The organism is Ideonella flava (genome assembly GCF_051857595.1).
Classification (GTDB): domain Bacteria; phylum Pseudomonadota; class Gammaproteobacteria; order Burkholderiales; family Burkholderiaceae_C; genus Ideonella.
The window spans coordinates 36,633-59,570 of sequence record NZ_JBPZHD010000020.1 but is presented as its reverse complement, the minus strand read 5'-3'; the positions used below and the strand labels follow the sequence as shown (position 1 = coordinate 59,570).

Annotated in this window: 19 protein-coding genes; 10 read left to right on the top strand and 9 right to left on the bottom strand. The window is 70.9% G+C overall.

All coding sequences use genetic code 11. The features are described 5' to 3' along the window. Nucleotides 1-322: 322 nt before the first annotated feature. Both ACS5PM_RS31520 and ACS5PM_RS31515 read left to right on the top strand, forming a co-directional pair. Nucleotides 323-1,447 (top strand): 3-deoxy-7-phosphoheptulonate synthase, encoded by a 1,125-nt coding sequence (locus ACS5PM_RS31520; protein WP_439392048.1) that lies wholly within the window; start codon nucleotides 323-325, stop codon nucleotides 1,445-1,447. Between the two features lie 140 nt (nucleotides 1,448-1,587). Beyond that, the gene (locus ACS5PM_RS31515) at nucleotides 1,588-2,262 is read left to right on the top strand and encodes a Vch_cass14 family protein (protein WP_439392046.1); all 675 of its coding nucleotides are present in this window, start codon (nucleotides 1,588-1,590) and stop codon (nucleotides 2,260-2,262) included. 25 nt (nucleotides 2,263-2,287) lie between these two features. Here ACS5PM_RS31515 and ACS5PM_RS31510 read toward each other — a convergent pair whose 3' ends face one another. The 4 genes from ACS5PM_RS31510 to ACS5PM_RS31495 form a co-directional block, all read right to left on the bottom strand. After that, the gene (locus ACS5PM_RS31510) at nucleotides 2,288-4,450 is read right to left on the bottom strand and encodes a putative bifunctional diguanylate cyclase/phosphodiesterase (protein WP_439392044.1); all 2,163 of its coding nucleotides are present in this window, start codon (nucleotides 4,448-4,450) and stop codon (nucleotides 2,288-2,290) included. A gap of 76 nt (nucleotides 4,451-4,526) precedes the next feature. After that, on the bottom strand, nucleotides 4,527-6,833 hold the full coding sequence (locus ACS5PM_RS31505; RefSeq protein ID WP_439392043.1) for an ATP-binding protein: 2,307 nt from the start codon (nucleotides 6,831-6,833) through the stop codon (nucleotides 4,527-4,529). A gap of 304 nt (nucleotides 6,834-7,137) precedes the next feature. Continuing rightward, nucleotides 7,138-7,422, bottom strand: coding sequence for a BTH_I0359 family protein (locus ACS5PM_RS31500; protein ID WP_439392042.1), 285 nt, complete (start codon nucleotides 7,420-7,422; stop codon nucleotides 7,138-7,140). Between the two features lie 157 nt (nucleotides 7,423-7,579). Continuing rightward, nucleotides 7,580-8,773: a DUF3108 domain-containing protein gene (locus ACS5PM_RS31495; RefSeq protein WP_439392040.1), complete on the bottom strand. Its 1,194-nt coding sequence runs from the start codon at nucleotides 8,771-8,773 to the stop codon at nucleotides 7,580-7,582. 56 nt (nucleotides 8,774-8,829) lie between these two features. Between ACS5PM_RS31495 and ACS5PM_RS31490 the strand changes: the two genes are divergently transcribed. The 6 genes from ACS5PM_RS31490 (at nucleotide 8,830) to glcF (ending at nucleotide 15,772) form a co-directional block, all read left to right on the top strand. Beyond that, the gene (locus ACS5PM_RS31490; RefSeq protein WP_439392039.1) at nucleotides 8,830-9,816 is read left to right on the top strand and encodes a fumarylacetoacetate hydrolase family protein; all 987 of its coding nucleotides are present in this window, start codon (nucleotides 8,830-8,832) and stop codon (nucleotides 9,814-9,816) included. Then, the gene (locus ACS5PM_RS31485) at nucleotides 9,813-10,805 is read left to right on the top strand and encodes a TraB/GumN family protein (protein WP_439392038.1); all 993 of its coding nucleotides are present in this window, start codon (nucleotides 9,813-9,815) and stop codon (nucleotides 10,803-10,805) included. The genes ACS5PM_RS31490 and ACS5PM_RS31485 overlap by 4 nt, the downstream gene beginning before the upstream one ends. A gap of 95 nt (nucleotides 10,806-10,900) precedes the next feature. Continuing rightward, the gene (locus tag ACS5PM_RS31480; RefSeq protein ID WP_439392037.1) at nucleotides 10,901-11,614 is read left to right on the top strand and encodes a PhaM family polyhydroxyalkanoate granule multifunctional regulatory protein; all 714 of its coding nucleotides are present in this window, start codon (nucleotides 10,901-10,903) and stop codon (nucleotides 11,612-11,614) included. Between the two features lie 239 nt (nucleotides 11,615-11,853). Then, a complete protein-coding gene (locus ACS5PM_RS31475) occupies nucleotides 11,854-13,368 on the top strand; it encodes an FAD-linked oxidase C-terminal domain-containing protein (RefSeq protein WP_439392036.1) in 1,515 nt (504 codons plus the stop codon). A 5-nt stretch (nucleotides 13,369-13,373) separates the two neighbouring features. After that, on the top strand, nucleotides 13,374-14,468 hold the full coding sequence (glcE, locus tag ACS5PM_RS31470) for a glycolate oxidase subunit GlcE (protein WP_439392052.1): 1,095 nt from the start codon (nucleotides 13,374-13,376) through the stop codon (nucleotides 14,466-14,468). An 8-nt stretch (nucleotides 14,469-14,476) separates the two neighbouring features. Next, on the top strand, nucleotides 14,477-15,772 hold the full coding sequence (gene glcF, locus ACS5PM_RS31465) for a glycolate oxidase subunit GlcF (RefSeq protein WP_439392035.1): 1,296 nt from the start codon (nucleotides 14,477-14,479) through the stop codon (nucleotides 15,770-15,772). 3 nt (nucleotides 15,773-15,775) lie between these two features. Here the strand turns inward: glcF and aac(6') are convergent, their stop codons facing one another. The 3 genes from aac(6') to ACS5PM_RS31450 are packed head-to-tail and all read right to left on the bottom strand — an operon-like array spanning nucleotide 15,776 to nucleotide 17,455. Next, nucleotides 15,776-16,324 (bottom strand): aminoglycoside 6'-N-acetyltransferase, encoded by a 549-nt coding sequence (gene aac(6'), locus ACS5PM_RS31460; RefSeq protein ID WP_439392034.1) that lies wholly within the window; start codon nucleotides 16,322-16,324, stop codon nucleotides 15,776-15,778. Then, a complete protein-coding gene (locus tag ACS5PM_RS31455; protein WP_439392033.1) occupies nucleotides 16,321-16,722 on the bottom strand; it encodes an MAPEG family protein in 402 nt (133 codons plus the stop codon). Before ACS5PM_RS31455 ends, aac(6') begins: the two co-directional genes overlap by 4 nt. Before the next feature lie 28 nt (nucleotides 16,723-16,750). Then, a complete protein-coding gene (locus ACS5PM_RS31450; protein WP_439392032.1) occupies nucleotides 16,751-17,455 on the bottom strand; it encodes a 5'-methylthioadenosine/adenosylhomocysteine nucleosidase in 705 nt (234 codons plus the stop codon). 101 nt (nucleotides 17,456-17,556) lie between these two features. Here ACS5PM_RS31450 and ACS5PM_RS31445 point away from each other — a divergent pair, with 101 nt between their 5' ends. Beyond that, a complete protein-coding gene (locus ACS5PM_RS31445) occupies nucleotides 17,557-18,720 on the top strand; it encodes an outer membrane protein assembly factor BamB family protein (protein ID WP_439392031.1) in 1,164 nt (387 codons plus the stop codon). A 198-nt stretch (nucleotides 18,721-18,918) separates the two neighbouring features. After that, nucleotides 18,919-20,127, top strand: coding sequence for an alanine transaminase (gene alaC / locus ACS5PM_RS31440; RefSeq protein WP_439392030.1), 1,209 nt, complete (start codon nucleotides 18,919-18,921; stop codon nucleotides 20,125-20,127). Nucleotides 20,128-20,181: 54 nt separating this feature from the next. On the opposite strand, the gene ACS5PM_RS31435 is transcribed toward alaC, so the two are convergent. Further along, nucleotides 20,182-21,561, bottom strand: a complete 1,380-nt coding sequence (locus ACS5PM_RS31435; protein WP_439392029.1) for an MATE family efflux transporter — start codon at nucleotides 21,559-21,561, stop codon at nucleotides 20,182-20,184. Nucleotides 21,562-21,618: 57 nt separating this feature from the next. Further along, a complete protein-coding gene (locus ACS5PM_RS31430; protein WP_439392028.1) occupies nucleotides 21,619-22,854 on the bottom strand; it encodes a glycoside hydrolase family 5 protein in 1,236 nt (411 codons plus the stop codon). Nucleotides 22,855-22,938 lie beyond the last annotated feature (84 nt).

The following is a 22,938-nucleotide window of genomic DNA, read 5'->3' as shown; positions in this document are numbered from 1 at the left end:
AGGGGAACCCCAACGACGTCCCCTACAGCGCACCCGCCGTGACGGAGAAGCTTGACAAACGCTTCCCCATAGAAGGGGGCTCGCGCAGCGGACCGGCGGAGCCGGATCCGCGCACGCCCTGGTAGGGCGGCGGCGCTTCGCGCGCCGGGGATGAAGCGCTGCCGCGCTTCATCGGCATGGAGGGCCCTGAGAAGGAGTGCCTGCTACGGGCGCGCGCAGGGGACCGGCTTCAGCCGGATCCGCGCACGCCCTGGAACGGCACTCCTGAGGGAGCGCCACGGGGAAGATAATCGGCGGCTCTGTTGACCGCCCGAGCCCGCCCATGACACGACCCGACGACTGGCAGCATGACCACGAGGTCGGCGCTGCCTCGGCCGATCTGGCCACGCACGATTCCACCCGCGTCGACGACGTGCGCATCGGGGCGGTGCGCCCCCTGATCTCGCCCGCACTGTTGCAGGACGAGATGCCGATGCCCGAGTCGGCGCAGACCTTGGTCGAGCAGTCGCGCCGGGAGCTGGCCGAGGTGCTGGCCGGGCGTGACGACCGCCTCATCGCCATCGTCGGCCCCTGCTCCATCCACGACCACGACCAGGCGCTCGACTACGCGCGGCGCCTGAAGAGCCTGGCCGGCGAGCTCCAGCGCGAGCTGCTCGTCGTGATGCGGGTCTACTTCGAGAAGCCGCGCACGACGGTGGGCTGGAAGGGCTACATCAACGATCCGCGCCTGGACGGCAGCTTCCGCATCAACGAGGGCCTGCGCCGCGCCCGCGCGCTGCTGCTGGACGTGGCCGCGCTCGGCCTGCCCGCGGGCACCGAGTTCCTCGACCTGCTCAGCCCGCAGTACATCGCCGACCTGGTCTCCTGGGGGGCGATCGGCGCGCGCACCACCGAGAGCCAGAGCCACCGCCAGCTGGCGTCGGGGCTGAGCTGCCCGGTGGGCTTCAAGAATGGCACCGACGGCGGCGTGAAAGTCGCGGCCGACGCGGTGGTGGCGGCCCGCGCCTCGCACGCCTTCATGGGCATGACGAAGATGGGCCAGGCCGCGATCTTCGAGACCCGCGGCAACGACGACTGCCACGTCATCCTGCGCGGCGGCAAGACACCCAACTACCAGGCCGCCGACGTCGAGGCCGCCTGCGCGGTGTTGCGCTCGGCCGGCCTGCGGGAGCAGGTGATGGTCGACTTCTCCCACGCCAACTCGAGCAAGCAGCACCGCAAGCAGATCGAGGTCGGGGCCGACGTGGCCGCTCAGATCGCCGCCGGCGAGCGCCGCATCACCGGCGTGATGATCGAGAGCCATCTCGAGGAAGGGCGGCAGGAGCTGGTGGAAGGCCAGTCGCTTCAGCCCGGCGTCTCGATCACCGATGCCTGCCTGGGCTGGGCTGACACCGAGCCGGTGTTGCGCACCCTGGCCGAAGCGGTGGCGCGACGTCGCGGCGGCTGAAGCAAACCTTCAAGCTTCCTCATGGACAGGGCCTGACCGCCGCTGCTCCCCCTCGAACTGGGGGGGCGCGCGGATCGGTGAGGCCCGACAGTTGATACCGGCCGTTCAGGTGTTCGGCCGATTCAAACTGGAGGGGAGCGATGCCGATTTCGTTGGTGAACGTCGATGACCTGCAGGAGCATCTGTTCGGGGTGCTGAGACGCTCGGACCACCATGCCGGCGACGTGAACGAGGTGCTGTTGACCCTGTCGGGAGCCATCCTGTGGCGCAAGAGCCCGCAGGACCCGGTCAAGGTGAATACCAAGGAAGGCGCGGGTGGCAACGTCATCTGGTTCCGCGTCGATGGCATGCGCTATGTGCTGCTCTACAACCACGAGCTGCGTCGCATCGAGCTGGCCGAGGGCGGCCGCAAGGGTGAGCTGATCCACACCTTCACCAACGAGACCTCGACGGCCGAGGTGGTGCGGATCTTTGCCGGCCTGGGCGAAGGCGTGGACGAGCTGTCGAAGTCGCGCAAGGTCCGCAAGGAGGACCGCGAGACCTCGGACGCCCGGTCGCCGGTCGAGCGCCAGCGCCTGAAGGCCGAGCGGCTGCAGGCCAAGCAAGCGAAGGCCGACGCGCGCGACGACAAGGTGAGGGCGCGCCGGGAAGAGCGCCGGACGGCCCGCGCAACGGAAAAGGCGGCCGCCCGCTCGGCCGCTGCCGAGCCGGTGGTGGAGGTGCCGCCGCCCATCGTCGAGCCGGCGCCGGTGGCCGCACCCGCGCGCCGCCGCCGCACGGCCAAGCCGGCTCAGCCGCAAGCCGCCCTGAACTGAGCCGGCCAATCGCCCCGGCGCGGTGTCATTGCAGCGTCTGGGGCGCCGTGGCGAACAGGGAGGGCCGGAAGTCCGGCATCCGAACCCCCTCGTCGCCCATCGCCCACAGCGTCAGGCGCTCGGCGGTCATCGGCTTGGCGAAGAGGTAGCCCTGCAACTCGTCGCAGCGCAGGGCGAGCAGCATCTGGCGCTGGGCGTCCGTCTCGACGCCTTCGGCCACCACCCGCAGCCCCAGCGCATGGGCCATCTTGACGATGGCGTCGACCACCGCCAGCGCGTCGGTGCTGTGCTGGATGTCGGTGAACAGGCTGCGATCGACCTTCAGCTGCGTGACCGGAAGCTTGCGCAGCAGGGCGAAGTTGCAGTAGCCGATGCCGAAGTCGTCGATCGACAGCGTCACGCCCAGCTGGGCGAGGCCGGCAAAGGCGGTGACGGCTTCGTCCTCGAGCAGCACCGATTCGATGATCTCGATGGTCAGCAGCGCGGGGTCGACCGCCTGCTCGGTCAGGGCGCGCCGGATGCGCTGCACCAGGTTCTCCTGCCGCAGCTGGTGGGCCGACAGGTTGACCGACACCCGCATGTGCAGCCCGAGGTCTTGCCAGGCCCGCATCTGGCGGCAGGCCTCGTCGATCACCCACTGACCGAGCAGGCCGATCAGGCCGAAGCGCTCGGCCACGGGGATGAACACCGCGGGCGAGACGGTGCCCCGGGTGGGATGGTCCCAGCGCACCAGCGCCTCGACGCCGGTGATCTGGCCCGAGCGGCCATCGATCTTGGGCTGGTAGTAGAGCGCCAGCTCGGCGCGCTCGATGGCGCCGCGCAGCTCATGCTGCAGCTCGAGCTGGGCGCGGCTGTCGTGCTCCATGCCCGGCTCGAAAAGCGCGAAACCCGAGCCGCCGGCGCGCTTGGCGGCGTACATCGCTGCGTCGGCGCGGGCGAGCAGCTTCTGCGAAGGGCCGTGCTCGGGATACATGACGATGCCCACCGAGCCGGACAGGCGCACTTCGGCCCCGTCGGGCAGCCTGCAGGGCTCGGCCAGCACGTGCAACACGCGCTGGGCCAGATGGCCCGCGCCCGCCGCATGGCCCGGGTCGGCGAGCAGCAGGAACTCGTCGCCCCCCACACGGGCCACCACGTCGGTCTGGCGGGCCAGGCCCTGAAGGCGAGCGCCGATCTCGCGCAGGACAGCATCGCCCGCGCTGTGGCCGAAGGAGTCGTTGACCGGCTTGAAGCCGTCCAGGTCGATGAACATCACCGCCAGGGTGCCGCCCGGGCCGGCCGGATCGTCGATCAGCTCCAGCGCCTCGGACAGCTTCTCCTCGAACATCAGCCGGTTGGGCAGCCGGGTGAGGGGATCGGTCAGCGCCTGCTCCCGCAAGCGCTGGTTCGCCTCGCTCAGCGAATGCGCCAGGGCGCGATGGCGATGCGAGGCGCGCGAATCGATCAACACGCCGAACAGCCCGAGCAAGACCGCCAGCGCTCCGGCGCCGCAGGCCCACTCGAGCGCATCGCCGCTCACCAGCAGGACGCCGCTGGGGCGCGGCGACTCGACGAAGCCCAGGCTGCCTAGCGTCAACGCCTGCGTCAGGCCGGAGACCAGCGCAAAGCCCACGGCGGCCAGCGCGAGACGCAAGCCGTAGGGACCCATGCGCGCGGTGCGTTCACTGAAGACCAGAGCCATCGCCGCCCAGGCGCCGGTGGCGATGCCCGCCAGGGCGAGCAGGGGCCAAGCCGGCCCTGCGGTACTGGCCAGCGGCGGTTCGGCCAGGCTGGTCAGGGAGAAGCTCTGCACCAGGGCCCACACCAGGGCCAGGCCCAGGCCCTGCAGCACCAGGCGAGCCCCTTCGCTGGAGCGCACCCGGGCGCTGCCGAGCAGGGCGGCCACGCCCAGGGCACTGGCCAGGCCGCTGCCGGCCATCTGCCAGCCGCGCAGCAGCGTCTCCCACGGCAGGCCGAGCCCGGTCAACGCCAGGAAATGGAGGGTCCACACACCGGCGCCGCCGGCCAGCGCGCCCGCCCCCCACCAGCCGAAGGCGGTCATGGTGTCGGTCGAGCGGATCTTGCGCAGGCTGTGGCCGATCAGGCCGAAGACCAGCGCCGCGAGCAGCGTGGCCACCGCGATCACCGGAGCCTGCAGGTCCGGGGCGGTCAGTGCGGGAGCCAGCGAAGCGGCGAGGGGCACGGGCATGGGTCAGGGCGGCGGCGTGCCGAGCGGGCGATTATTGGGCCCCGGCCCGCACAGCGCCACGCCGGCGCCTGCACTTTCATGCAGATGGCGTGAATCCGATCGATCGCCGCTGCCGAACCTCGGGTTTCACCCGGTGCTCGCTCTCGAGCTGGGCCAGGAACTCGTCCGGCTCGAAGCCCGCGCCCAGCACCTCGACCTGCCGTTGCACGGAGGCAAAGTCGCCGGGAGTCAGCTCGTCCAGTCCGGCCAGGCGCTGCCGTTGCTCGGCGGTCAGCGCGCTGTCGTCGCCGGCCAAAGCTTCGGCGATGAACATGGCGGCCCGCTGCTCCGGCCGCAGGGCCTTGAAGCGGATCTTGAAGGTGAAGCGGCGCAGGGCGGCCTCGTCCAGGTCCTCGAACAGATTGGTGGTGCAGATGAAGACGCCGGGGAATCGCTCCATGCCCTGGAGCATCTCGTTGACCTCGCTGACCTCGTAGTGCCGCTCGGCATAGCGGCGGCTGCGCAGGAAGCTGTCGGCCTCGTCCAGCAGGAGCACGGCCTCTTCCACGGCGGCCTCGTCGAACATGCGGGCCATGTTGGCCTCGGTCTCGCCGACGAACTTGCTCATCAGGTCGCTCGCCTGGCGCACCAGCAGCGGCCGGCCCAGCGATGCCGCGATGTGCTCGCCCAGGGCCGTCTTGCCGCTGCCGGGCGGGCCGAAGAAGCACAGCGCGCCATGCGGGCGCCGCTGCAGGGCCGAGACGATCTGAGGGATGCCGAAGCGCGACTCGACGTTCAGCAGGCCGAGGTCGTATCGGGTCACGGTGGCACGCGGGCCGCGCTCGCGAGCGCCGAAGCCGCCCAGGGCCAGGTCGGCATGGGCGAGCTGCCGCTCGATCAGGGACTCGGTCGCCTCGGCCGGGCCGGTCAGCTCGGCGAAGCGGACCGCGGTGCGGATCTGCGCCGGCGTCAACCCGCGTCGCGCGGCGAGCTTGGCGGCGAAACCCTCGCTGACCTGCGAACCCGCCAGCGCCCGCGTCACCAGCGCCTCGCGCGCGCCGGGCGGCGGCGACTTCAGCTCGAGGTGGTACTGGAAGCGGCGGCGGAAGGCCGGGTCGATCTGCTCGATGCGGTTGGTGATCCAGATCACCGGCACCGGGTTGGACTCCAGGATCTGGTTGACCCAGGCCTTGCCGCTCACGCTGGCCGAGGACGCGCCGTCGCCGGCGTCCAGCCGGGCCATGAGCTGGGCCGTGTCGTTGGGGATGGCTGGAAAGACGTCCTCCACCTCGTCGAACAGCAGAGCCACGTTGGTGCTGCCCTTGAGGAAGACCTGGCTGATCTGCAGCGAGCGATAGCGGTCTCGCCCGGTCAGCGAGTTGCCGTCGCGGTCGGCGTACTCGACCTCGTACAGCTCCAGCCCCGCCGCATGCGCGCAGACCTTGGCCAGCTCGGTCTTGCCGGTGCCCGGCGGGCCGTACAGCAGCACGTTGACGCCGGCGGCCTTGCGATCCACCGCGCTTTGCAGCAGCGCCTTCAGCACCTCCACCTCTTCGAGCACGAACTCGAAATCCGCCACGGCCAGCTGCGTGGGCGAGGCAGGACGGGTGAACACGGCCATCAGGTCGCTGGGGTCGCGGTACTCTCGCATCAGCACCGGCGGCAGCTGCTCGCTGACCTTCATCAGGTCGGCCAGGTCGGTGATGTTGTGCTCGGAGATCAGGTTCTCGACCATGCCGATGCGCTCGAGCCGCGAGCCCGCGCGCAGTGCGTCGGCCACCTCGCGCTCGTCGACGCCGGCCACCCGCGCGAGCATGGCGAAGGCCTCCTGCGCGTTCGAGACCTTGAACTCCACCAGCAGCCCGCGCAGCTCGCGCTGGTAGCGGGCGAGGGTGCCGTACAACAGCAGCGCGCGCTCGGCGGGGTTCAGCTGCAGCAGCTGGGCCAGCGCGTCGATGTTCTTCTCGACCAGCGTGGCGTGCTTGCGCAGGTCGCGCTCCAGCCACTCCGCGGTGGCGTTGAGCATGGCCAGCAGGTCCTTGGGCGCGTCCTTGATGTACTCGTCGATGTAGAAGAACAGCGAGCTTTCTTCATACGGCCCGCGCCAGGCCCCGTGGCGGTCCACGAAGGCCGCGTCCGACAGGCGCTCGTGGCCGGCCCAGTGCTCGTTGCTGGCACAGCGGCGGGCGAGGAACTCGCGCAGGCGGCGCAGGACTGGCAAGGGCCACACCAGGTGGCGACCGGTCAGGCCGAGCAGGCCGCTCCAGTCGCGGCGAGGATTGAAGCGCCCGGCCTGGGCGAGGGTGAGGGTGAGCACGAAGTGCGTGCACAGGCGATCCAGCACCGGCGCATCGGCCAGGCCGGGGGACAGCACGACGCGCACATCGGCTTGACGCTTGGCCACTTCGGCTCCTTGCCGGCGGCGGCGGGGAACGCGCGCCCGGTCCCTTCACCAGGCGGGGGCGATCTGCCGTCGCCGAAGTGGCGCCGATCTTGGCCCAGGCGCCGCGCCACGGCAAGCCCTGGAAGGAATGCGGCCCCTCGGCTGACGGGTACGTCAGCCGATCCCCCAAGGGGATGCGGGCCGGCTAGGGAGCGGCCCGTCGCTCGGCCCGAATGCGGCCCCTCGGCCGACGGGTACGTCAGCCGATCCCCCGAGGGGATGCGGGCCGGCCAGGGAGCGGCCCGTCGCTCGGCCCGCGGGTGGCTCAATGGACGATCAAAGGTTGCTGGCCCAGCTGCGTGTAGCCGGCGATGTAGTCGTCGATTTCCTCGACGCTGGGCTCGTGTCCCTCGGACAGGGCCTGTACGCCCTGGCGAAAGCTCTGGGCCAGCGCGCCGTCGAGGTAGATGCCCTTCTTGGCCAGTTTGTCGACGATCTCGAAGCCGGTGATCGGCGGTCGGGGGCCGGTGTCGACCGGCGTGGGAGTGTCTTCGCCATCGAACGTGATCTGCACGACAGCAAAGGCGTCGGAGTTGTAAACCAGGTTCATCGCGTCATGCCTCCTGCGCATTGCGGGGGGCCGGATGACCCCATGGGATGCATCTGGGGCGCTTGAGGTCGATTGCAAGCTCCTGGATCCATGGGGTTCGCCACTTGACTCCACCTCATTGGGGGTGGCCCGGACGGCGGCCAGCCCTGGGGCGCAGTCAGGGGCGGGAAGCGGCGGCCGAGGCCGCCTCCGGGGCCGGCAGCGGGCTCGACAGCCAGAACGCCTCGGATGCCCGCCCGGGCACCTGGGTGAAGCGCAGGCCGACCGGCAGGTGGCCGGCCTCCGGCGCCAGCCAGACCTCGACCCGCTGGTCGTAGGGCTGCGTCGGCTCGCGCTGCAGGTGGACCGCCCTGAGCGGCGTGCCGTGGGGCTCGACGCGCTCCTCGCCCAGCACCTCGAACACCCATTCGGTGGCCTGGCCGCGCGCATTGGCCACCTGCAGGCGCAGCGACTGTCCGGCCTGCAGGCCGCCCGGCTGGGCCTGGGCGATGGCCGCCAGCTGCAACAGCAGGCTGACCCGGTCCTGCGCGCCGGCGAACAGGGACAGGGCCCGGGTCGAGCCGGAGAAGCTGATGACGCCCTTGTCGCGCTGGAAGTTCACAGCCCGCACCTCCACGCCGCGCTGGCGCTCGACCATGCGCAGGGGCGCGATGCCGGCCGCGTCGACCCGCCCGCGCGACACCCAGTCCATCAGCGCCTTGTTGCCGATGGCGCCGGCGAGCCGGGCGCGGTACTCGCCGTCGGGCAGGAACTCGAGACTGAAGCTGCCGGTGCCGGCCTCGTCCCCGCGTTCGATCCGGTACTCGAGCTTGAAGGCCCGGGTGGGCGGCTGGCTGGTGTAGAGCGGCGGGTGCCCGCCGCCATCTTCCGGCGCCTGGGCGCTGGCGACGGGGCCGGGCACCGGCGCAGCAGGGGCCGAGGCCGCGTCTTCGGCCGGGGCCGGCTCGGTGCCGGCCACGGCTTCCGGGGCCAGTGCGCCGGCGGTCCAGTCGATCGGTTGGTCCGGGGGCGGGTGCCGGGTGGGGGGAATGGTGGGCGTGCCTTGAGGCAAGGGCTCGGGCGCCGTGAGCAACGCGGGTGGCTCGGGCGGCGTCTGCGGTGCCACCGGCTCCGGCCCGGCCCTATCGGGGGCCGGCTGCGGCGCGGCTGGCGGGGGCAGCGTCACCACCTCGATCGCCGGCGCGCGGGCCGGCGCGTGGCCCAGCGGTTCGCGCATCGGGCCGATCAGCCAGGCATGCACCAGCAGCACGCCGAGTGCCACCGAGGCCAGCTGGCCTCGCCGCCGCCAGTCGGGCCGGTGCGGATCGCGGGATGGATCACCGGGTGTGTGGCCAGGGGCGGGCGAGGGCATCGGACGACAATGGTGCCATCAGTCATGGGCGGTCCGCCCTCGAACACCTCCACCGAATGAAGCTCGCCACCTACAAGGACGGCTCGCGCGACGGCCAGCTGGTCGTCGTCTCGCGCGACCTCTCGACGGCCCATTACGCCAACGGCATCGCCACCCGCCTGCAGCAGGTGCTGGACGACTGGAACTTCCTGTCGCCGCAGCTCGAAGACCTCTACACCACGCTCAACCACGGCAAGGCGCGCCACGCCTTCGCCTTCGACCCGGCGATGTGCATGGCGCCGCTGCCGCGCGCCTTCTGCTGGGCCGACGCCTCGGCCTACCTGAACCACGTCGAGCTGGTGCGCAAGGCCCGCGGGGCGGAAATGCCGGAGTCCTTCCGCGCCGACCCGCTGGTCTACCAGGGCGGCAGCGACGACTTCCTCGGCCCGCTCGACGACGTCTACTTCGCCAGCGCAGAGCACGGCATCGACTTCGAGGCCGAGGTGGCCGTCATCACCGGCGACGTGCCCATGGGCGCCACCCCGGCGCAGGGGCTGGAGAGCATCCGCCTGCTCCTGCTGGCCAACGACTGGACCTTGCGCAACCTGGTGCCGGCCGAGCTGGCCAAGGGCTTCGGCTTCTTCCAGAGCAAGCCGGCGACGGGCTTCAGCCCGGTGGCCGTCACGCCCGACGAGCTGGGCGATGCCTGGGCCGGCGGGCGCGTCCACCTCACGCTGCAGACCAGCTGGAACGGGCGCAAGGTCGGGATGGTCGAGGCGGGGCCCGAGATGCACTTCCACTTCGGCCAGCTCATCACCCACCTGTGCAAGACGCGGCGGCTGCGGGCCGGCGCGATCGTCGGCTCGGGCACGGTCAGCAATGCCGATGCCGCCAAGGGCTACAGCTGCATCGCCGAGAAGCGGGCCCTGGAGATGATCGAGCACGGCGAGGCCAGGACCGCCTTCATGCAATTCGGCGACGTGGTGCGCATCGAGATGAAGGGCCCGGACGGCCAGTCGATCTTCGGCGCGATCGAGCAGGCGGTGGTGGAGGCTGGGACATGAGGCGGCTGCTGGGTGTGATGGCGAGCGCCCTGGCGATCGCGCTGGCCATGTGGGGGAGCGTCTCGGCCGCTGAACCCTGCCCCCCGCAGCCCGCGCCGCTCACGGCGGCGACGGTGGAGCAGGGCCTGCGCAGCGCGGTCGACCGCGGCCTGCTCTGGCGCATCAGCAAGGGCGGTCGCGTTTCGTGGCTGTATGGCACGCTGCACGTCGGCCGCCAGCCGTGGATGTTCCCCGGCCCGCAGGTGCGCGAAGCGATGCAATCGGCCGATCAGGTTGCGCTGGAGCTGGACCTGCTGGATCCCGCCGTCATGGGCAAGGTGACGACGCTGATGCTGGCCGGAACGCAACCCGTGCCGCTGCCCGAGGCCCTGGACCGGCGTCTGAAGACGCTCGCCGACAGCTCGTGCGCCGGGCCCGAGCTGGCGATGCTCCGGCCCGAACTGCAGGCCGTTTCGTTGACGATCGCCGCGGCTAGGCGCGCCGGCCTGGAGGCGGCGTACGGGGCCGACCTCTTCCTGGCGCTGCAGGCCCGGCGCGTCGGCAAGCCTGTCCTTTCGCTGGAGACGCCCGAGTCGCAGATCGGGCTGCTGCTGCAGGACACGCCGGCCGAGACGGCGCGCTTCGTCGACCATGCGCTGGGCGAGCTGGAGAGCGGCCAGGCGCTGCCGACGCTCGAGCGCCTGGCCGAGGCCTGGGCCCGCGGCGACTGGAACGAGCTCAGCCACTACGCCGATTGGTGCCGCTGCCTGGACACCGAAGAGGACCGCGCGCTGATGCGCAAGATCAACGACGAACGCAACCTCGCCATGGCAGCCAAGGTGGCGGCGCGCCACGAGGCCGGCGAGCGGCTGTTCGTGGCGGTCGGGGCGCTGCACATGATCGGGCCCGAGGGACTGCCCTCCCTGCTCGCCGCGCGGGGCTTCGAGGTGCGAAGGATGGAGCCCGGCGCGGCCCCCTCCGCCGCGCCGCCGAAGCTGGTGTCGCCCTGAGCCGACAGGCGGGCCGCGCGCGGGTTCGCCCGACCCAGGCCGGGCCGGGGCCCGTCGTACCATCGCCGCCATCCGAGGCAAGCAAGGGGCGGGCGATGGCAGATGCGGCAGCCAGTTTCACCAAGATGGTTCCGGGCTTCGATTTCCTGCAGGGCCTGGTCAAGAACGCCGGCGCAGCCCTGCCGAACATGGGCCAGTGGATAGCGCCGACGCTGAATCCGGAAGAACTCGAGAAGCGCATCGAGGAGCTGCGCACGGTGCAGTTCTGGCTCGAGCAGAACGCCCGCATGCTGGGCGCGACCATCCAGGCGCTGGAGGTTCAGCGCATGACGCTGTCGACGCTCAAGACGATGAATGTGCAGATGGGCGAGTTGCGCGACTCGATCAAGCTGACCGTGCCCGGCATGGAGCCGGCGGCCGCGCCCGAGCCGCCGCCCGAAGAGCCCGCGCCCGCCGCGGCCCCGCCCAGGGCGCCGGCGAAGAAGGCCGCCGCCAAGACCAGCGTCGACACGCCCATGGGCACGGTCGATCCGATGCAATGGTGGGGGGCGCTGACCAAGCAGTTCACCACCCTGGCGGCCAGCGCGATGAAGGACACCGCCACCGACGCAGCCAAGAACCTGGCCGGGGCGATGGTCAAGCAGAGCTTCGACGCCGCGGGCGAGACGATCAAGCGCGCGGTCGAGCTGGGCGCGCAGGTGCCTGTGAAGGCCACGAAGGTGGCGGCCAAGGCGGTCGGCGGGGGCGTGAAGGCCGCTTCGCGTGCCGCGGGCACGAAACGCTCGTCGCCACCCCGCAAGCGCAGCTAGTCTGCGCTCGAAGCGCGAACACGCGGGACCGCCGGGCGGTCGCGCCGGTTTGTCAAGACATGCTGGAGCCTCCCTCGCGGAGGGAGGCTGGAGGGAGCGGTCTGACTGGCTGGAGCCCCTTCGTGGAGGGGGCTCGGGGGAGCCCAACATTCGTCAACCGGCAGGCGCCCGCTCGGCAGAAGCCGAGCGGGCGCCTGCCGGTTCAGCGTGGATTCAGCGCCGCTTGCTACAGTGTTCCGATGTCCGCGCTGCCCGCCTCGACCCCGCCGGCCACCGATGAAGAGCGGGCCCGCCGCTCGGCGCGCCAGCGCGAGGTGATCGCAACGCTCGGGGCCGTCCTGCCCCCGCATGCGCTGCTGTGGCAGGCCGAGGACACCACCCCCTACGAATGCGACGGCCTGACGGCCTACCGCCAGCGCCCCATGGCCGTGGCCCTGCCCGAGACCGAGGCGCAGGTCAGCGCGGTGCTGCGGGCCTGTTCGGCCTTGAAGGTGCCGGTGGTCGCACGCGGCGCCGGCACGGGCCTGTCGGGCGGTGCCATGCCGCACGGCGAGGGCGTGACGCTGGGGTTGGCCAAGTTCAACCGCATCCTGAAGGTCGATCCGATGAGCCGCACGGCGGTCGTGCAGTGCGGCGTCCGCAACCTGGCCATCAGCGAGGCGGCGGCGGTGCACGGGCTGTACTACGCGCCCGACCCTTCCAGCCAGATCGCCTGCACCATAGGCGGCAACGTGGCCGAGAACTCCGGCGGCGTGCACTGCCTGAAGTACGGCCTGACGCTGCACAACGTGCTCAAGCTGCGCGGCTTCACCGTCGACGGCGAGGCGGTGGAGTTCGGCGGCGACGCGCTGGATGCGCCGGGCCTGGACCTGCTGCCGCTCATCGTCGGCAGCGAGGGCATGCTGGCGGTGGTCACCGAGGTGACCGTCAGGCTCACCCCCAAGCCGCTGCTGGCGCGCTGCATCATGGCGAGCTTCGACGACATCCGCCGAGCCGGCGACGCGGTGGCCGAAATCATCGCCGCCGGCATCATCCCCGCCGGCCTGGAGATGATGGACAAGCCCATGACGGCGGCCGTCGAGGCCTTCGTCCATGCGGGCTACGACCTGAACGCCGCGGCCATCCTGCTGTGCGAGAGCGACGGCACGCCGGAGGAGGTGGACGAGGAGATCCGCCGCATGATGGACGTGCTCACCGGCTGCGGCGCCACGCGCATGGAGGTCTCGGCCAACGAGGCCCAGCGGCTGAAGTTCTGGAGCGGCCGCAAGAACGCCTTCCCCGCCTCCGGCCGCATCAGCCCCGACTACATGTGCATGGATTCGACCATCCCGCGCAAGCGCCTGGCCGACATCCTGATCGCCATCGCGGGCATGGAATCGACCTACGGCCTGCGCTGCTGCAACGTCTTCCATGCCGGCGACGGCAACCTGCACCCGCTCATCCTGTTCGACGCCAACGATGCCGACCAGCTGCACCGGGCCGAGCTCTTCGGGGCCGACATCCTCGAGACCAGCGTCGCCATGGGCGGCACGGTGACCGGCGAGCATGGCGTGGGCGTGGAGAAGCTCAACTCGATGTGCGTGCAGTTCAGCGGCGAGGAGATCGCGCAGATGCAGGCCCTGAAGAGCGCCTTCGATCCGCCCGGCCTGCTGAACCCGGGCAAGGTGCTGCCCACGCTGCAGCGCTGCGCCGAGTACGGGAAGATGCACGTGCGGCGCGGTCTGCTGCCCTTTCCCGAGCTGGAGCGGTTTTGAGCGCCGTGGTCGAGGACATCGCGCTGCAGCAGGTCGCCGATGCCGTGCGGCAGGCCGCGGGGCGGCGGCGCCCGCTGCGCCTGGTCGGCGGCGGCACCAAGGATTTCTACGGCGGAGCGCTGCAGGGCGAGCCGCTGGACTTGAAGCCGCTCGCCGGCATCAGCGCCTACGAACCCAGCGAGCTGGTGGTGACGGTGCGTGCGGGCACGCCTTTGGCCGAGCTGGAGGCAGCGCTGGCCGAGAAGTCGCAGTGCCTGCCTTTCGAGCCGCCGCGCTTCGGGCCGGCCAGCACGGTCGGCGGCATGGTCGCGGCGGGCCTCGCCGGGCCGGCTCGCGCAGCGGTGGGCGGCGTGCGCGACTACGTGCTCGGCGCGACCATCGTCAACGGCCGCGGCGAGGTGCTCTGCTTCGGCGGCCAGGTGATGAAGAACGTGGCGGGCTACGACGTCTCTCGCGCGCTCGCCGGCTCGATGGGGCAACTGGGCGTGATCGCCGAGGTCTCGCTCAAGGTCCTGCCCATCGCGCCGGGCCGGCTCACGCTGCGTTTCGACATGGACCAGGGCAATGCCCTGCGCCACCTGAACGAGTGGGCCGGCCAGCCGCTGCCCCTGTCCGCCAGCGCCTGGTGGGACGGCGCGCTGATCGTGCGGCTGCAGGGTGCCGAGGCGGCGGTGGCCGCCGCGTCCAGGCGCCTGGGCGGCGAGCCGATCCCGCCCGAGCTGGCCGACCGTTTCTGGGATGAACTGCGCGACCAGCGCGACGAATTCTTCCGCCTGGCCGGGCAGGCCATCGGCGAGGGCGCCCGGCTGTGGCGGCTTTCGGTGGCCTCCACGGCGCCACGAATCGAGCTCGCCGGCGACCAGCTCGTCGAGTGGGGTGGCGGCCTGCGCTGGCTGGTGAGCGATGCGCCTCCGGCCACGGTGCGCGCCGCCGCCGTCGAGGCCCTCGGCCATGCGACCGTCTGGCACGGCGACAAGTCCTGTGGCGCCTTCCACCCCCTGCCGGCGGTGCAGCAGCGGTTGCAGCGCGCGCTGAAGGCCGCGTTCGATCCCGAGGGCGTGTTCAACCCGGGCCGCCTGGACAACCTGGCCGCGGCCTGAAGCCCCCGATGCAGACCCATCTCGCTCCCGAATTCCAGGGCACGCCCGACGGCGATGCGGCCGAGGCCATCCTGCGCGCCTGCGTGCATTGCGGCTTCTGCACGGCCACCTGCCCCACCTACCAGCTGCTGGGCGACGAGCTGGACGGCCCGCGCGGCCGCATCTACCTGATCAAGCAGGTGCTCGAAGGCGCCGAGCCCACGCCGGCCACGCAGCTGCATCTGGACCGCTGCCTCACCTGCCGCAACTGCGAGTCCACCTGCCCGAGCGGCGTGCGCTACGGCGAGCTGGTGGACATCGGCCGGCGCGTCGTCGAGGCCAAGGTCGAGCGCCCGGCGGGCGAGCGCGCGCGACGCTGGCTGCTGAAGGAGGGCCTGACTTCGCCGCTGTTCGCACCGGCGATGAAGCTCGGGCAGCTGGTGCGGCCCTTGCTGCCGGCTTCGCTCAAGGCCAAGGTGCCCGCCCGCGCAGGGGCCGGAGCCCACCGCTGGCCGACGCGCACGCACCCGCGCAAGGTGCTCATGCTGCTGGGCTGCGTGCAGCCGGCGATGATGCCCAACATCAACTCGGCCACCGCGCGCGTGCTCGACGCCGCCGGCATCCAGACCCTGGTCGCCGACGAGGCCGGCTGCTGCGGCGCGATCCGCCTGCACCTGGCCGACCACGAAGGCGGCCTGGCCGACATGCGACGCAACATCGATGCGTGGTGGCCGCTGGTCGAGGGACTGACCGATGCGGGGCGCGTCGAGGCCATCGTGATGAACGCCTCCGGCTGCGGCGTGACGGTGAAGGAATACGGCCTGGCGCTGGCGCACGACGCCGAGTACGCCGACAAGGCCCGGCGCATCAGCGAGCTGACGAAGGACCTGAGCGAGCTGCTGCCGGACATCGTGCCGGCCCTGCGTGCGAAGTTGCAGGCTCTCCCCCGCTCGGCGGGGGAGCGGGGAGGGGGTGCCACGGACGCACCCGCCCAGCGGATGAAACGCTTGGCGTTTCATCCGCCCTGCACGCTGCAGCACGGGCAGCAACTGCGCGGCGGCGTGGAGAGCCAGCTCGCCGAACTGGGCTTCGACGTGCAGACCGCGCCGGCGGAAAGCCACCTCTGCTGCGGCTCGGCCGGCACCTACTCGGTGCTGCAGCCCGAGCTCTCGCTGCAGTTGCGCGACCGCAAGCTCAAGGCCCTGGCCCCGGTCCAGGCCGACACCATCGTCTCGGCCAACATCGGCTGCATCCAGCATCTGCAGTCGGGCAGCCAGCGCCCGGTGCGGCACTGGGTCGAGGTGCTGGACGAGGCGCTGGGCTGAAGCTCAGTGGCCGCGCGAACGCTCGCACAGCATGTACAGCGCCGGCCCATCCGGCGTGACGATCTCGCGCAAGGCGCGAAAGCCCGCCTTCTCGTAGCAGCGGATGGCGCGTGCGTTGGCCGGATGGGGGTCGGTCTGGACGGCGGTGACCTCGGGATCTTCGAAGAGCCGTTGGACCAGTGCGGCAACCAGGCGCGTGCCCAAGCCTTGCCCCAGGTCGGCCTCGTCGCCGAGGGACTGGTCGATGCCCCGCACACCGGGGTCGGTCACGTCCTCCCACCAGCCTTCGCCGCTGCCCATGGCGACATAGGACTGCGCATAGCCGATCGGCCGGCCATCGAGCATGGCGATGTAGGGCGTCACCCCCTCTTCGGCCAGGATCCGCGGCAGGTAGTTGGCGCGGGTCTCGGCCAGGCTCTTCGGGCGTTCCGCCTCGCCACCCCACCATTGCACGATGTGCGGCCGCTGCAGCCAGGCATGCAGCAGCGGGAGGTCGCCCTCGGTCATCGGGCGCAGCTCGACGACCGCTGCTTCGAAGCGGCCCGGCGTCATGCTGCCAGCAGCGCGAGCGCCATCATGCCCAGCCCGACCACGCCGACCAGCCAGACGGCCGTGCGCAGGTAGGTGATGCCGGCCCAATACACGGGCAGGTAGGCGACACGGGCCCAGAAGAAGATCTGGGCGCCCAGCATGACGGCAGAGCGCTGTCGGCCTATGGCCATGGCCGTCAGCGCCAATGCGGCGAAGAAGACGAAGTTCTCCATCGTGTTCTTCGCGGCACGGTCCGCCCGGCCGGCGAGCGGTGTCGGCTCGGGCAGGTCGTCGCGGTTGCCGAAGGCCAGCGCCATCCCGCGGGGTGTGATGCCGCCGGTGCGCAGCAGGCTGGCGACCATCAGGCTCGCCCAGGTCAGCAGGGCGGTGTAGACGAGCAGGTGCGGCAGGTCGTTCATCGGCAAGCCTTTCAGTCGAGGCAGGAGCCTACGGCGCGAGCGCCCGCTGCACGATCTCGAGCCCCAGCGGGCCGGCCACCTCGCGCAGGAAGCGGCCGAAGTCGACGTGGGCGGTGTCGTCGGCGCGGTCCGAGATGCTGCGCACCACGGCCAGTGGCGTGCCGAAGGCGTGGCAGACCTGCGCCACGGCGGCGCCTTCCATCTCCACCGCCAGCGCGGCCGGCAGCGCCTCGCGCAGCGCGCGGCTCTCGTGGGCGGTCGAGACGAAGCGGTCGCCGCTCACGATGAGGCCACGGTGCACCCGTGCCTGCGAGCCAGCCAGCGCCGCGCGCGCCCCGCGGGCCGCCGCCTCGCTGAACGCCGTGTCGACCGGGAAGCGCGACATCCCGGTCAGCGGCACCTCGTGTTTCGGGAACAGCGGCGAGGCATCCATGTCGTGCTGCAGCAGTGCATCGGCCACCACCACGTCCCCCACCTTGACGCCCTCGCCGAGGCCGCCGGCCACGCCGAGGAAGAGCATGCGGTCGACCTGGTAGTGGTCGATCAGCAGCGTGGCCGTGATGGCCGCGGCGACCTTGCCGATGCCCGACAGCACGGCGACCACCGGCTCGCCGGCGAACTGGCCGAGCCAGAACTCGCGGCCACCGCAGTGGCCGGTGGTGGCTCCTTCGATGGCCGGCAGCAGGGCGGCCAGTTCTTCATTCATCGCGGCGATCAGGGCGGTGCGGGGCATGGTGTCGATTCTGGGGGGTGGTCGTTGGCGGGCGTGAAGCATTTGCGCAGAATCGTCCGGCTTCGTCACGGACCCTGGCTTCCACAGCCGAGGAGGCATCGATGAGCGTCTCGCGCCGGCAGATCCTGGCCGCCACCGCGGCCACCGCCCTGAGCTCCTGGCCCGTCGCCTCCAGCGCCGGCTTCGCCTCGCCGATGTGGCGCCAATGCAAGGGCGACGCACGCCGCACCGGCCGCTCGCGCTTCCACGTGCCGCTGCACCACAAGCCGCTTTGGAACACCAATCGGACCCACACGCTGCAATCGTCCATGAGCGTAGGCGCCGACGGCTTGATCTACACGGCCGGCGACAACGGCATCCTGCGCGCATTCGAGCCGACGGGCGAAGTGCGATGGCTCGTCGGACTGGGCGCCTACGTCACCGCAGGGACGGCCATCCTGCTCGACGGTTCGATACTGGCGCTGCCCGAGAGCGGCGTGGCCCAGTGCTTCCGCCGCAGCGGCGCCTTTCGCTGGACATTCGACACCGGAGACTACACCGGGCCTCATTCCGCCCCGCTTGTCGCCGGCGACGGCAGCATCTACATCGGTCACCGCTCCGCGCTGCTGTCCTTGCGGCCCAACGGCCATCTCCGTTGGCGCCTCGACGGGCTGCCGGTGGACGGGCCACCGGCGGAGGGGCCCGACGGCACGATCTATCTCCCTTCGCGCGAGGACCTGGTCGCCGTCTCGCCCGCGGGCAAGGTGCTGTGGCGCTGCGACAGCGGGGTGGGGACCTATGGACTCGCCTCGGCACCGGCCGTGGGCGACGACGGCACGATCTACGTCAACGGCCGCCAAGGCCAGCTGCTCGCGGTGAACCCGGATGGCACCCAGCGCTGGAAGGCTGGCGAGCCGGGGCAGGCGGCGGACGTCCCGGCCTCGCCGGCGCTCGGGCTGGATGGCACGATCTACCACTGCTCGAGCTACCAGCACATCAACGCCGTCGACCCCGATGGAACGCTCCGCTGGCGCTACAGCAGCGACAAGGACGACCGCTTCTCTTCGCCCACGGTGTGCGCGGACGGAGCGATGCTCGTCGGCACCTGGCACTCCAGCAAGGTGATCGCGCTGTCTGCCGCCGGCGAGCTGTTGTGGGAGCAGGTCATCGACGCCAAGGAAGGCATCAACTATGTCCGCACGGCGCCGGTACCGATGAAGCACCACCGGCTGCTGGTGGGCAGCTTCGAGGGCATGTTCGTGCTGGGGCCCCGCAACAATCCCTGAGTCCTCACGCCAGCAGGCACTCGCGGGCCTGGGTGCCGACATGGCGCCCGCCCTCGCAAGAGGCGCCGATGCGACGAACGGATTCGCGGCGCTCGAAAAAATCCCGGACGTCTTCTAAGATGCCCCGGCCGGCGCGCAAGCCGCCGGCCCACGTCGCTCGGACGGTTCCGGGCGCTCACGTTGAAAAGGACTTCTCCCATGGCCACGGGCTCCTCGGGTCAGCGCCGCTTCGCGCGCATCGACCGCCTGCCTCCCTACGTCTTCAACATCACGGCCGAGCTGCGCGCAGCCGCCCGCCGTCGCGGTGAAGACATCATCGACCTGTCGATGGGCAACCCCGATGGCGCGACGCCGCCGCACATCGTGGCCAAGCTGTGCGAGGTGGCGCAGCGGCCCGATACCCACGGCTACTCGACCAGCAAGGGCATCCCGCGCCTGCGCCGGGCGATCAGCCACTGGTACCGCGACCGCTACGGCGTCGAGATCGACCCCGAGCGCGAGGCCATCGTCACCATAGGTTCCAAGGAAGGCCTGGCGCACTTGATGCTCGCCACGCTGGACCGTGGCGACACGGTGCTGGTGCCCGACCCCAGCTACCCCATCCACATCTACGGCGCGGTGATCGCGGGGGCGGACATCCGCTCGGTGCCCAACGTGCCGGGCGTGGACTTCTTCGCCGAGCTGGAGCGCACCATCCGCGGCAGCTACCCCAAGCCCAAGATGATGGTGCTGGGCTTCCCGAGCAACCCGACGGCGCAGTGCGTGGAACTCGACTTCTTCCACAAGGTGATCGCGCTGGCGAAGAAGCACGACATCTTCGTGGTGCACGACCTGGCCTATGCCGACATCGTCTTCGACGGCTGGAAGGCGCCGAGCATCATGCAGGTGCCGGGCGCCAAGGACATCGCGGTCGAGTTCTTCACGCTCAGCAAGAGCTACAACATGGCGGGCTGGCGCTTCGGCTTCATGGTCGGCAACCCGGACCTGGTGGCCGCGCTGGCCCGCATCAAGAGCTATCACGACTACGGCACCTTCACGCCGCTGCAGGTGGCGGCCATCGCGGCGCTCGAAGGCGATCAGCAGTGCGTGAAGGACATCGCCGCCACCTACCAGAAGCGGCGCGACGTGCTGGCCAAGGGCCTGATCGAGGCCGGCTGGCCGGTCGAGGTGCCCAAGGCCTCGATGTACATCTGGGCCAAGATCCCGCCGGCCTACGCCCACCTCGGTTCGCTCGAGTTCGCCAAGCAGCTGCTCGAGAAGGCCAAGGTCTGCGTGAGCCCCGGCATCGGCTTCGGCGACCACGGCGACGACCACGTCCGCTTCGCGCTGATCGAGAACGAAAGCCGCATCCGCCAGGCGGTGCGCGGCATCAAGGCGATGTTCCGGGCGGACGGGGTGGTGGGGTGAGCGTAGGCGTGAGGCGCGGCCGCTGACTTGGCGGTGGCCGAGGGCTGATGTCCGTCAGGTCGCGGCGGGCACCGTGCCTTCGCGCGCCAGCACGTCGAAGGCCTGCAGGCGCTGGCGCAGCTGCCAGCGCACCAGCAGTCCGCTGACCAGTGCCTGCAGCAGCACGGTGGCGACCGAGAGGAACCACACCTGCCGCAGTGCGAAGCCGGGCCGCTGCGAGAGCCACACCGCCGGCCCGACGAAGGTCACCAGGCGCGTGGCCGTGCTGGCCATGGCCGGCCAGGTGTTGCCCATGGCCTGGAACAGGCCCGAGCACGCGAAGACGAAGCCCATGGCGACGAAGTTGGTCGAGATGATGGTCAGGAAGCCCACGCCCACCTCGGCCACGGCCGGGTCGCTGGTGAAGGCGCCGATCATGGATTCGGGCACCAGGTGGCAGGCGATGGCCAGCAGCAGCATGAGGCTGCACTCGATGATCACGCCCTGCTTCAGGGTCTCGCGCACGCGGTCGGCGCGGCGGGCGCCGAAGTTCTGCCCGGCCACGGCCGGCAGCGCGAACGAGATCGCCATCGCCGGCAGGAACACCGCCTGCATCACCCGCAGGCCGATGCCGAAGCCGGCCTGCGCCGCCGGGCCGAAACCGCGGATGAGCCAGTAGATCGCCGAGGTGTAGAGAAACATCAGGAAGAATTCGCCGCCGGCCGGCACGCCGATGCGCAGCAGCGGTTTCCACACGTTCCACCGCGGCAGCATCTGCATGGGCCGCACCGAGACATAACTCTCCAGCCGGACGAAGTAGACGACCATCATCAACACCCCGGCGGCCACCGCCAGGCTGCTGGCCAGGCCTGCGCCCATCACGCCCATCGGATGCCCGGTGCCCCAGCCGGCGATGAGGATGGGCGCCAGCACGATGTTGACCAGCACGGTGAGCATCTGCACCACCATGCCGGGCTTGGCCACGCCCGTGCCGCGCATGGCCGAGCCCATCGCCGCCAGCGGGAACTGCAGCGCCAGGCCGGGCAGGTACCAGAGCAGGTAGGTGCGGCCCGCTTCGGCGATGCCCTCGGTGGCGCCGACGGCGCTCATGTAGGCCTGGATGCCCGCCAGCCCGAGCGCGAGCGCGAACAGCGTGCAGGCGATGGCCAGCCCCAGCGACTGGTTGAAGGCCAGCTCGGCGCGGGCATGCTCCCTGGCCCCCACCGCATGCGAGATCAGCGCCACCGTGCCGACGCTGAGCATCTGCGTCAGCGCGATCACGATCATCACCGCATTGCCGCCTTGCGAGACACCGGCGATCGCCTCCGGGCCGAGACGGGAGACGAAGTACAGGTCCACCAGGAAGTACAGCGTCTGCACCAGCATGCCGACCGCTATCGGCGTGGCCATCGCGACGATATGGCCCCGGATGGGGCCTTGGGTCAGGTCTTTCATGGGCCGGGATTCTGCGGCGGTGGTGCCGAGCCGGCCATCCCGCGGACCCTCGGGCGCTCAGGGCAGGTAGGGCGTCAGCCAACCCATCTGCGGTGCATCGCTGCCGTCGCCGCGCGGCTCGATGGAGAACATGTAGCCGCCCCACCACGGGCCGGCCGCCCACCAGGTCCAGCCGGACCAGACGTCGCGGTTGCTGCCGAGGTAGGCGAGCATCTTGTCGACGGCCGCGTGGCAGGTGGAGTTGTCGCCCCAGGCGAACTCGCCGAGGAAGCCGCGCTTCGCGTGGCTGCGCAGCCAGGCCGTGAAGCCCGTCAGGCGCTCCACGCCTATGGTCTGGCTCACACAGCTGGGCGAGCCGCCGGAGCTGTCGCCGTCGAGGTACTGGTGCACCTCGTAGGCGTAGCGGTTCGCGCTGTCGACGACGCCCAGCATCACCTGCGCGTTGGGGCTGCCGTACCAGCTGTCGCTCCAGCTGTGGGCGCCCGTCCAGCCGTTGCCGGGCACGAGGACGAGGTTGTTGGCGCCCGCGCTGCGGATGGCGGCGATCGCCGCGTTGGCGGCCGCGAGCCACTGCTCGGTCGGCATGTCGTGTGGCTCGTTCATCAGCGCGAAGATCACGCGGTTCGGCCGGCCCTTGTAGGCCGTGGCCAGGCGCGACCAGAAATCGGCGAAGGCGGCGTTCGACACGCCTGCGCCGACGACGTTGGTGTGCCAGCGGGCGTAGTTGTGCGGGTCCAGCACGACGGTCATGCCGCCGTCCAGCGCGGTCTTGACGAAGCCGTCCAGCCGCGCCCACTCGGCCGAATCGAAGGGCGCCTGCAGCGTGGGCTGCAGCCGCTCCCAGCGGAAGGGCACGCGCACGGTGTTCATCTTCTTGCCGGCGAAGTAGCTCACCTCGCCGGCGTTGGGATAGATGTAGTCGACGCCATACTGGCCGGGCAGGGCGCCGTTGCCCCAGGGGTCGGCGCCGAACTCCGCGCCGGCCAGGCTCACGCCGCGGAAGGCCGGCACCGGGCTGGACATGTCGATGGCCTTGTTCGCGAAGGAGCAGACCTTCTTCGGCACGTCCGGGTTCGGATCCACCCCGCCGAAGTTGGCCAGCGTGCAGCCCACGCTGCCCTGGTAGATGCCGTAGGCGTACTTGCCCTGGGCGCCGTAGGCCACCTGGCGCGCCCCGGTGAAGCTGCAGGTGCCGCCTTCGACGGCGCACTTGGTGTAGTTCCCGGGCACGTTGCCGGCCCAGGCGGAAGGGCCGGTCAGCAGCAGCGCGGTGGCGAAGATCAAAGCACGCATTGGAGTCTCCCTGGATCGTCGAGCGAAGCCCATTGTTCGACTCGTCGAGCGTTTGCGCAGCGGGCGGATACATGCGGTCGCGAT

Excerpts from the sequence above, each read along its gene's own strand:
- ACS5PM_RS31450 (WP_439392032.1), bottom strand. The coding sequence starts at position 17,455 with ATGCCCCGCACCGCCCTGATCGCCGCGATGAATGAAGAACTGGCCGCC.
- ACS5PM_RS31510 (WP_439392044.1), bottom strand. The coding sequence starts at position 4,450 with ATGCCCGTGCCCCTCGCCGCTTCGCTGGCTCCCGCACTGACCGCCCCG.
- ACS5PM_RS31495 (WP_439392040.1), bottom strand. The coding sequence starts at position 8,773 with ATGCCCTCGCCCGCCCCTGGCCACACACCCGGTGATCCATCCCGCGAT.
- ACS5PM_RS31475 (WP_439392036.1), top strand. The coding sequence starts at position 11,854 with ATGTCCGCGCTGCCCGCCTCGACCCCGCCGGCCACCGATGAAGAGCGG.
- alaC (WP_439392030.1), top strand. The coding sequence starts at position 18,919 with ATGGCCACGGGCTCCTCGGGTCAGCGCCGCTTCGCGCGCATCGACCGC.
- ACS5PM_RS31435 (WP_439392029.1), bottom strand. The coding sequence starts at position 21,561 with ATGAAAGACCTGACCCAAGGCCCCATCCGGGGCCATATCGTCGCGATG.
- ACS5PM_RS31445 (WP_439392031.1), top strand. The coding sequence starts at position 17,557 with ATGAGCGTCTCGCGCCGGCAGATCCTGGCCGCCACCGCGGCCACCGCC.
- ACS5PM_RS31430 (WP_439392028.1), bottom strand. The coding sequence starts at position 22,854 with ATGCGTGCTTTGATCTTCGCCACCGCGCTGCTGCTGACCGGCCCTTCC.
- ACS5PM_RS31520 (WP_439392048.1), top strand. The coding sequence starts at position 323 with ATGACACGACCCGACGACTGGCAGCATGACCACGAGGTCGGCGCTGCC.
- ACS5PM_RS31455 (WP_439392033.1), bottom strand. The coding sequence starts at position 16,722 with ATGAACGACCTGCCGCACCTGCTCGTCTACACCGCCCTGCTGACCTGG.
- ACS5PM_RS31480 (WP_439392037.1), top strand. The coding sequence starts at position 10,901 with ATGGCAGATGCGGCAGCCAGTTTCACCAAGATGGTTCCGGGCTTCGAT.
- glcF (WP_439392035.1), top strand. The coding sequence starts at position 14,477 with ATGCAGACCCATCTCGCTCCCGAATTCCAGGGCACGCCCGACGGCGAT.
- ACS5PM_RS31500 (WP_439392042.1), bottom strand. The coding sequence starts at position 7,422 with ATGAACCTGGTTTACAACTCCGACGCCTTTGCTGTCGTGCAGATCACG.
- ACS5PM_RS31485 (WP_439392038.1), top strand. The coding sequence starts at position 9,813 with ATGAGGCGGCTGCTGGGTGTGATGGCGAGCGCCCTGGCGATCGCGCTG.
- ACS5PM_RS31490 (WP_439392039.1), top strand. The coding sequence starts at position 8,830 with ATGAAGCTCGCCACCTACAAGGACGGCTCGCGCGACGGCCAGCTGGTC.
- ACS5PM_RS31515 (WP_439392046.1), top strand. The coding sequence starts at position 1,588 with ATGCCGATTTCGTTGGTGAACGTCGATGACCTGCAGGAGCATCTGTTC.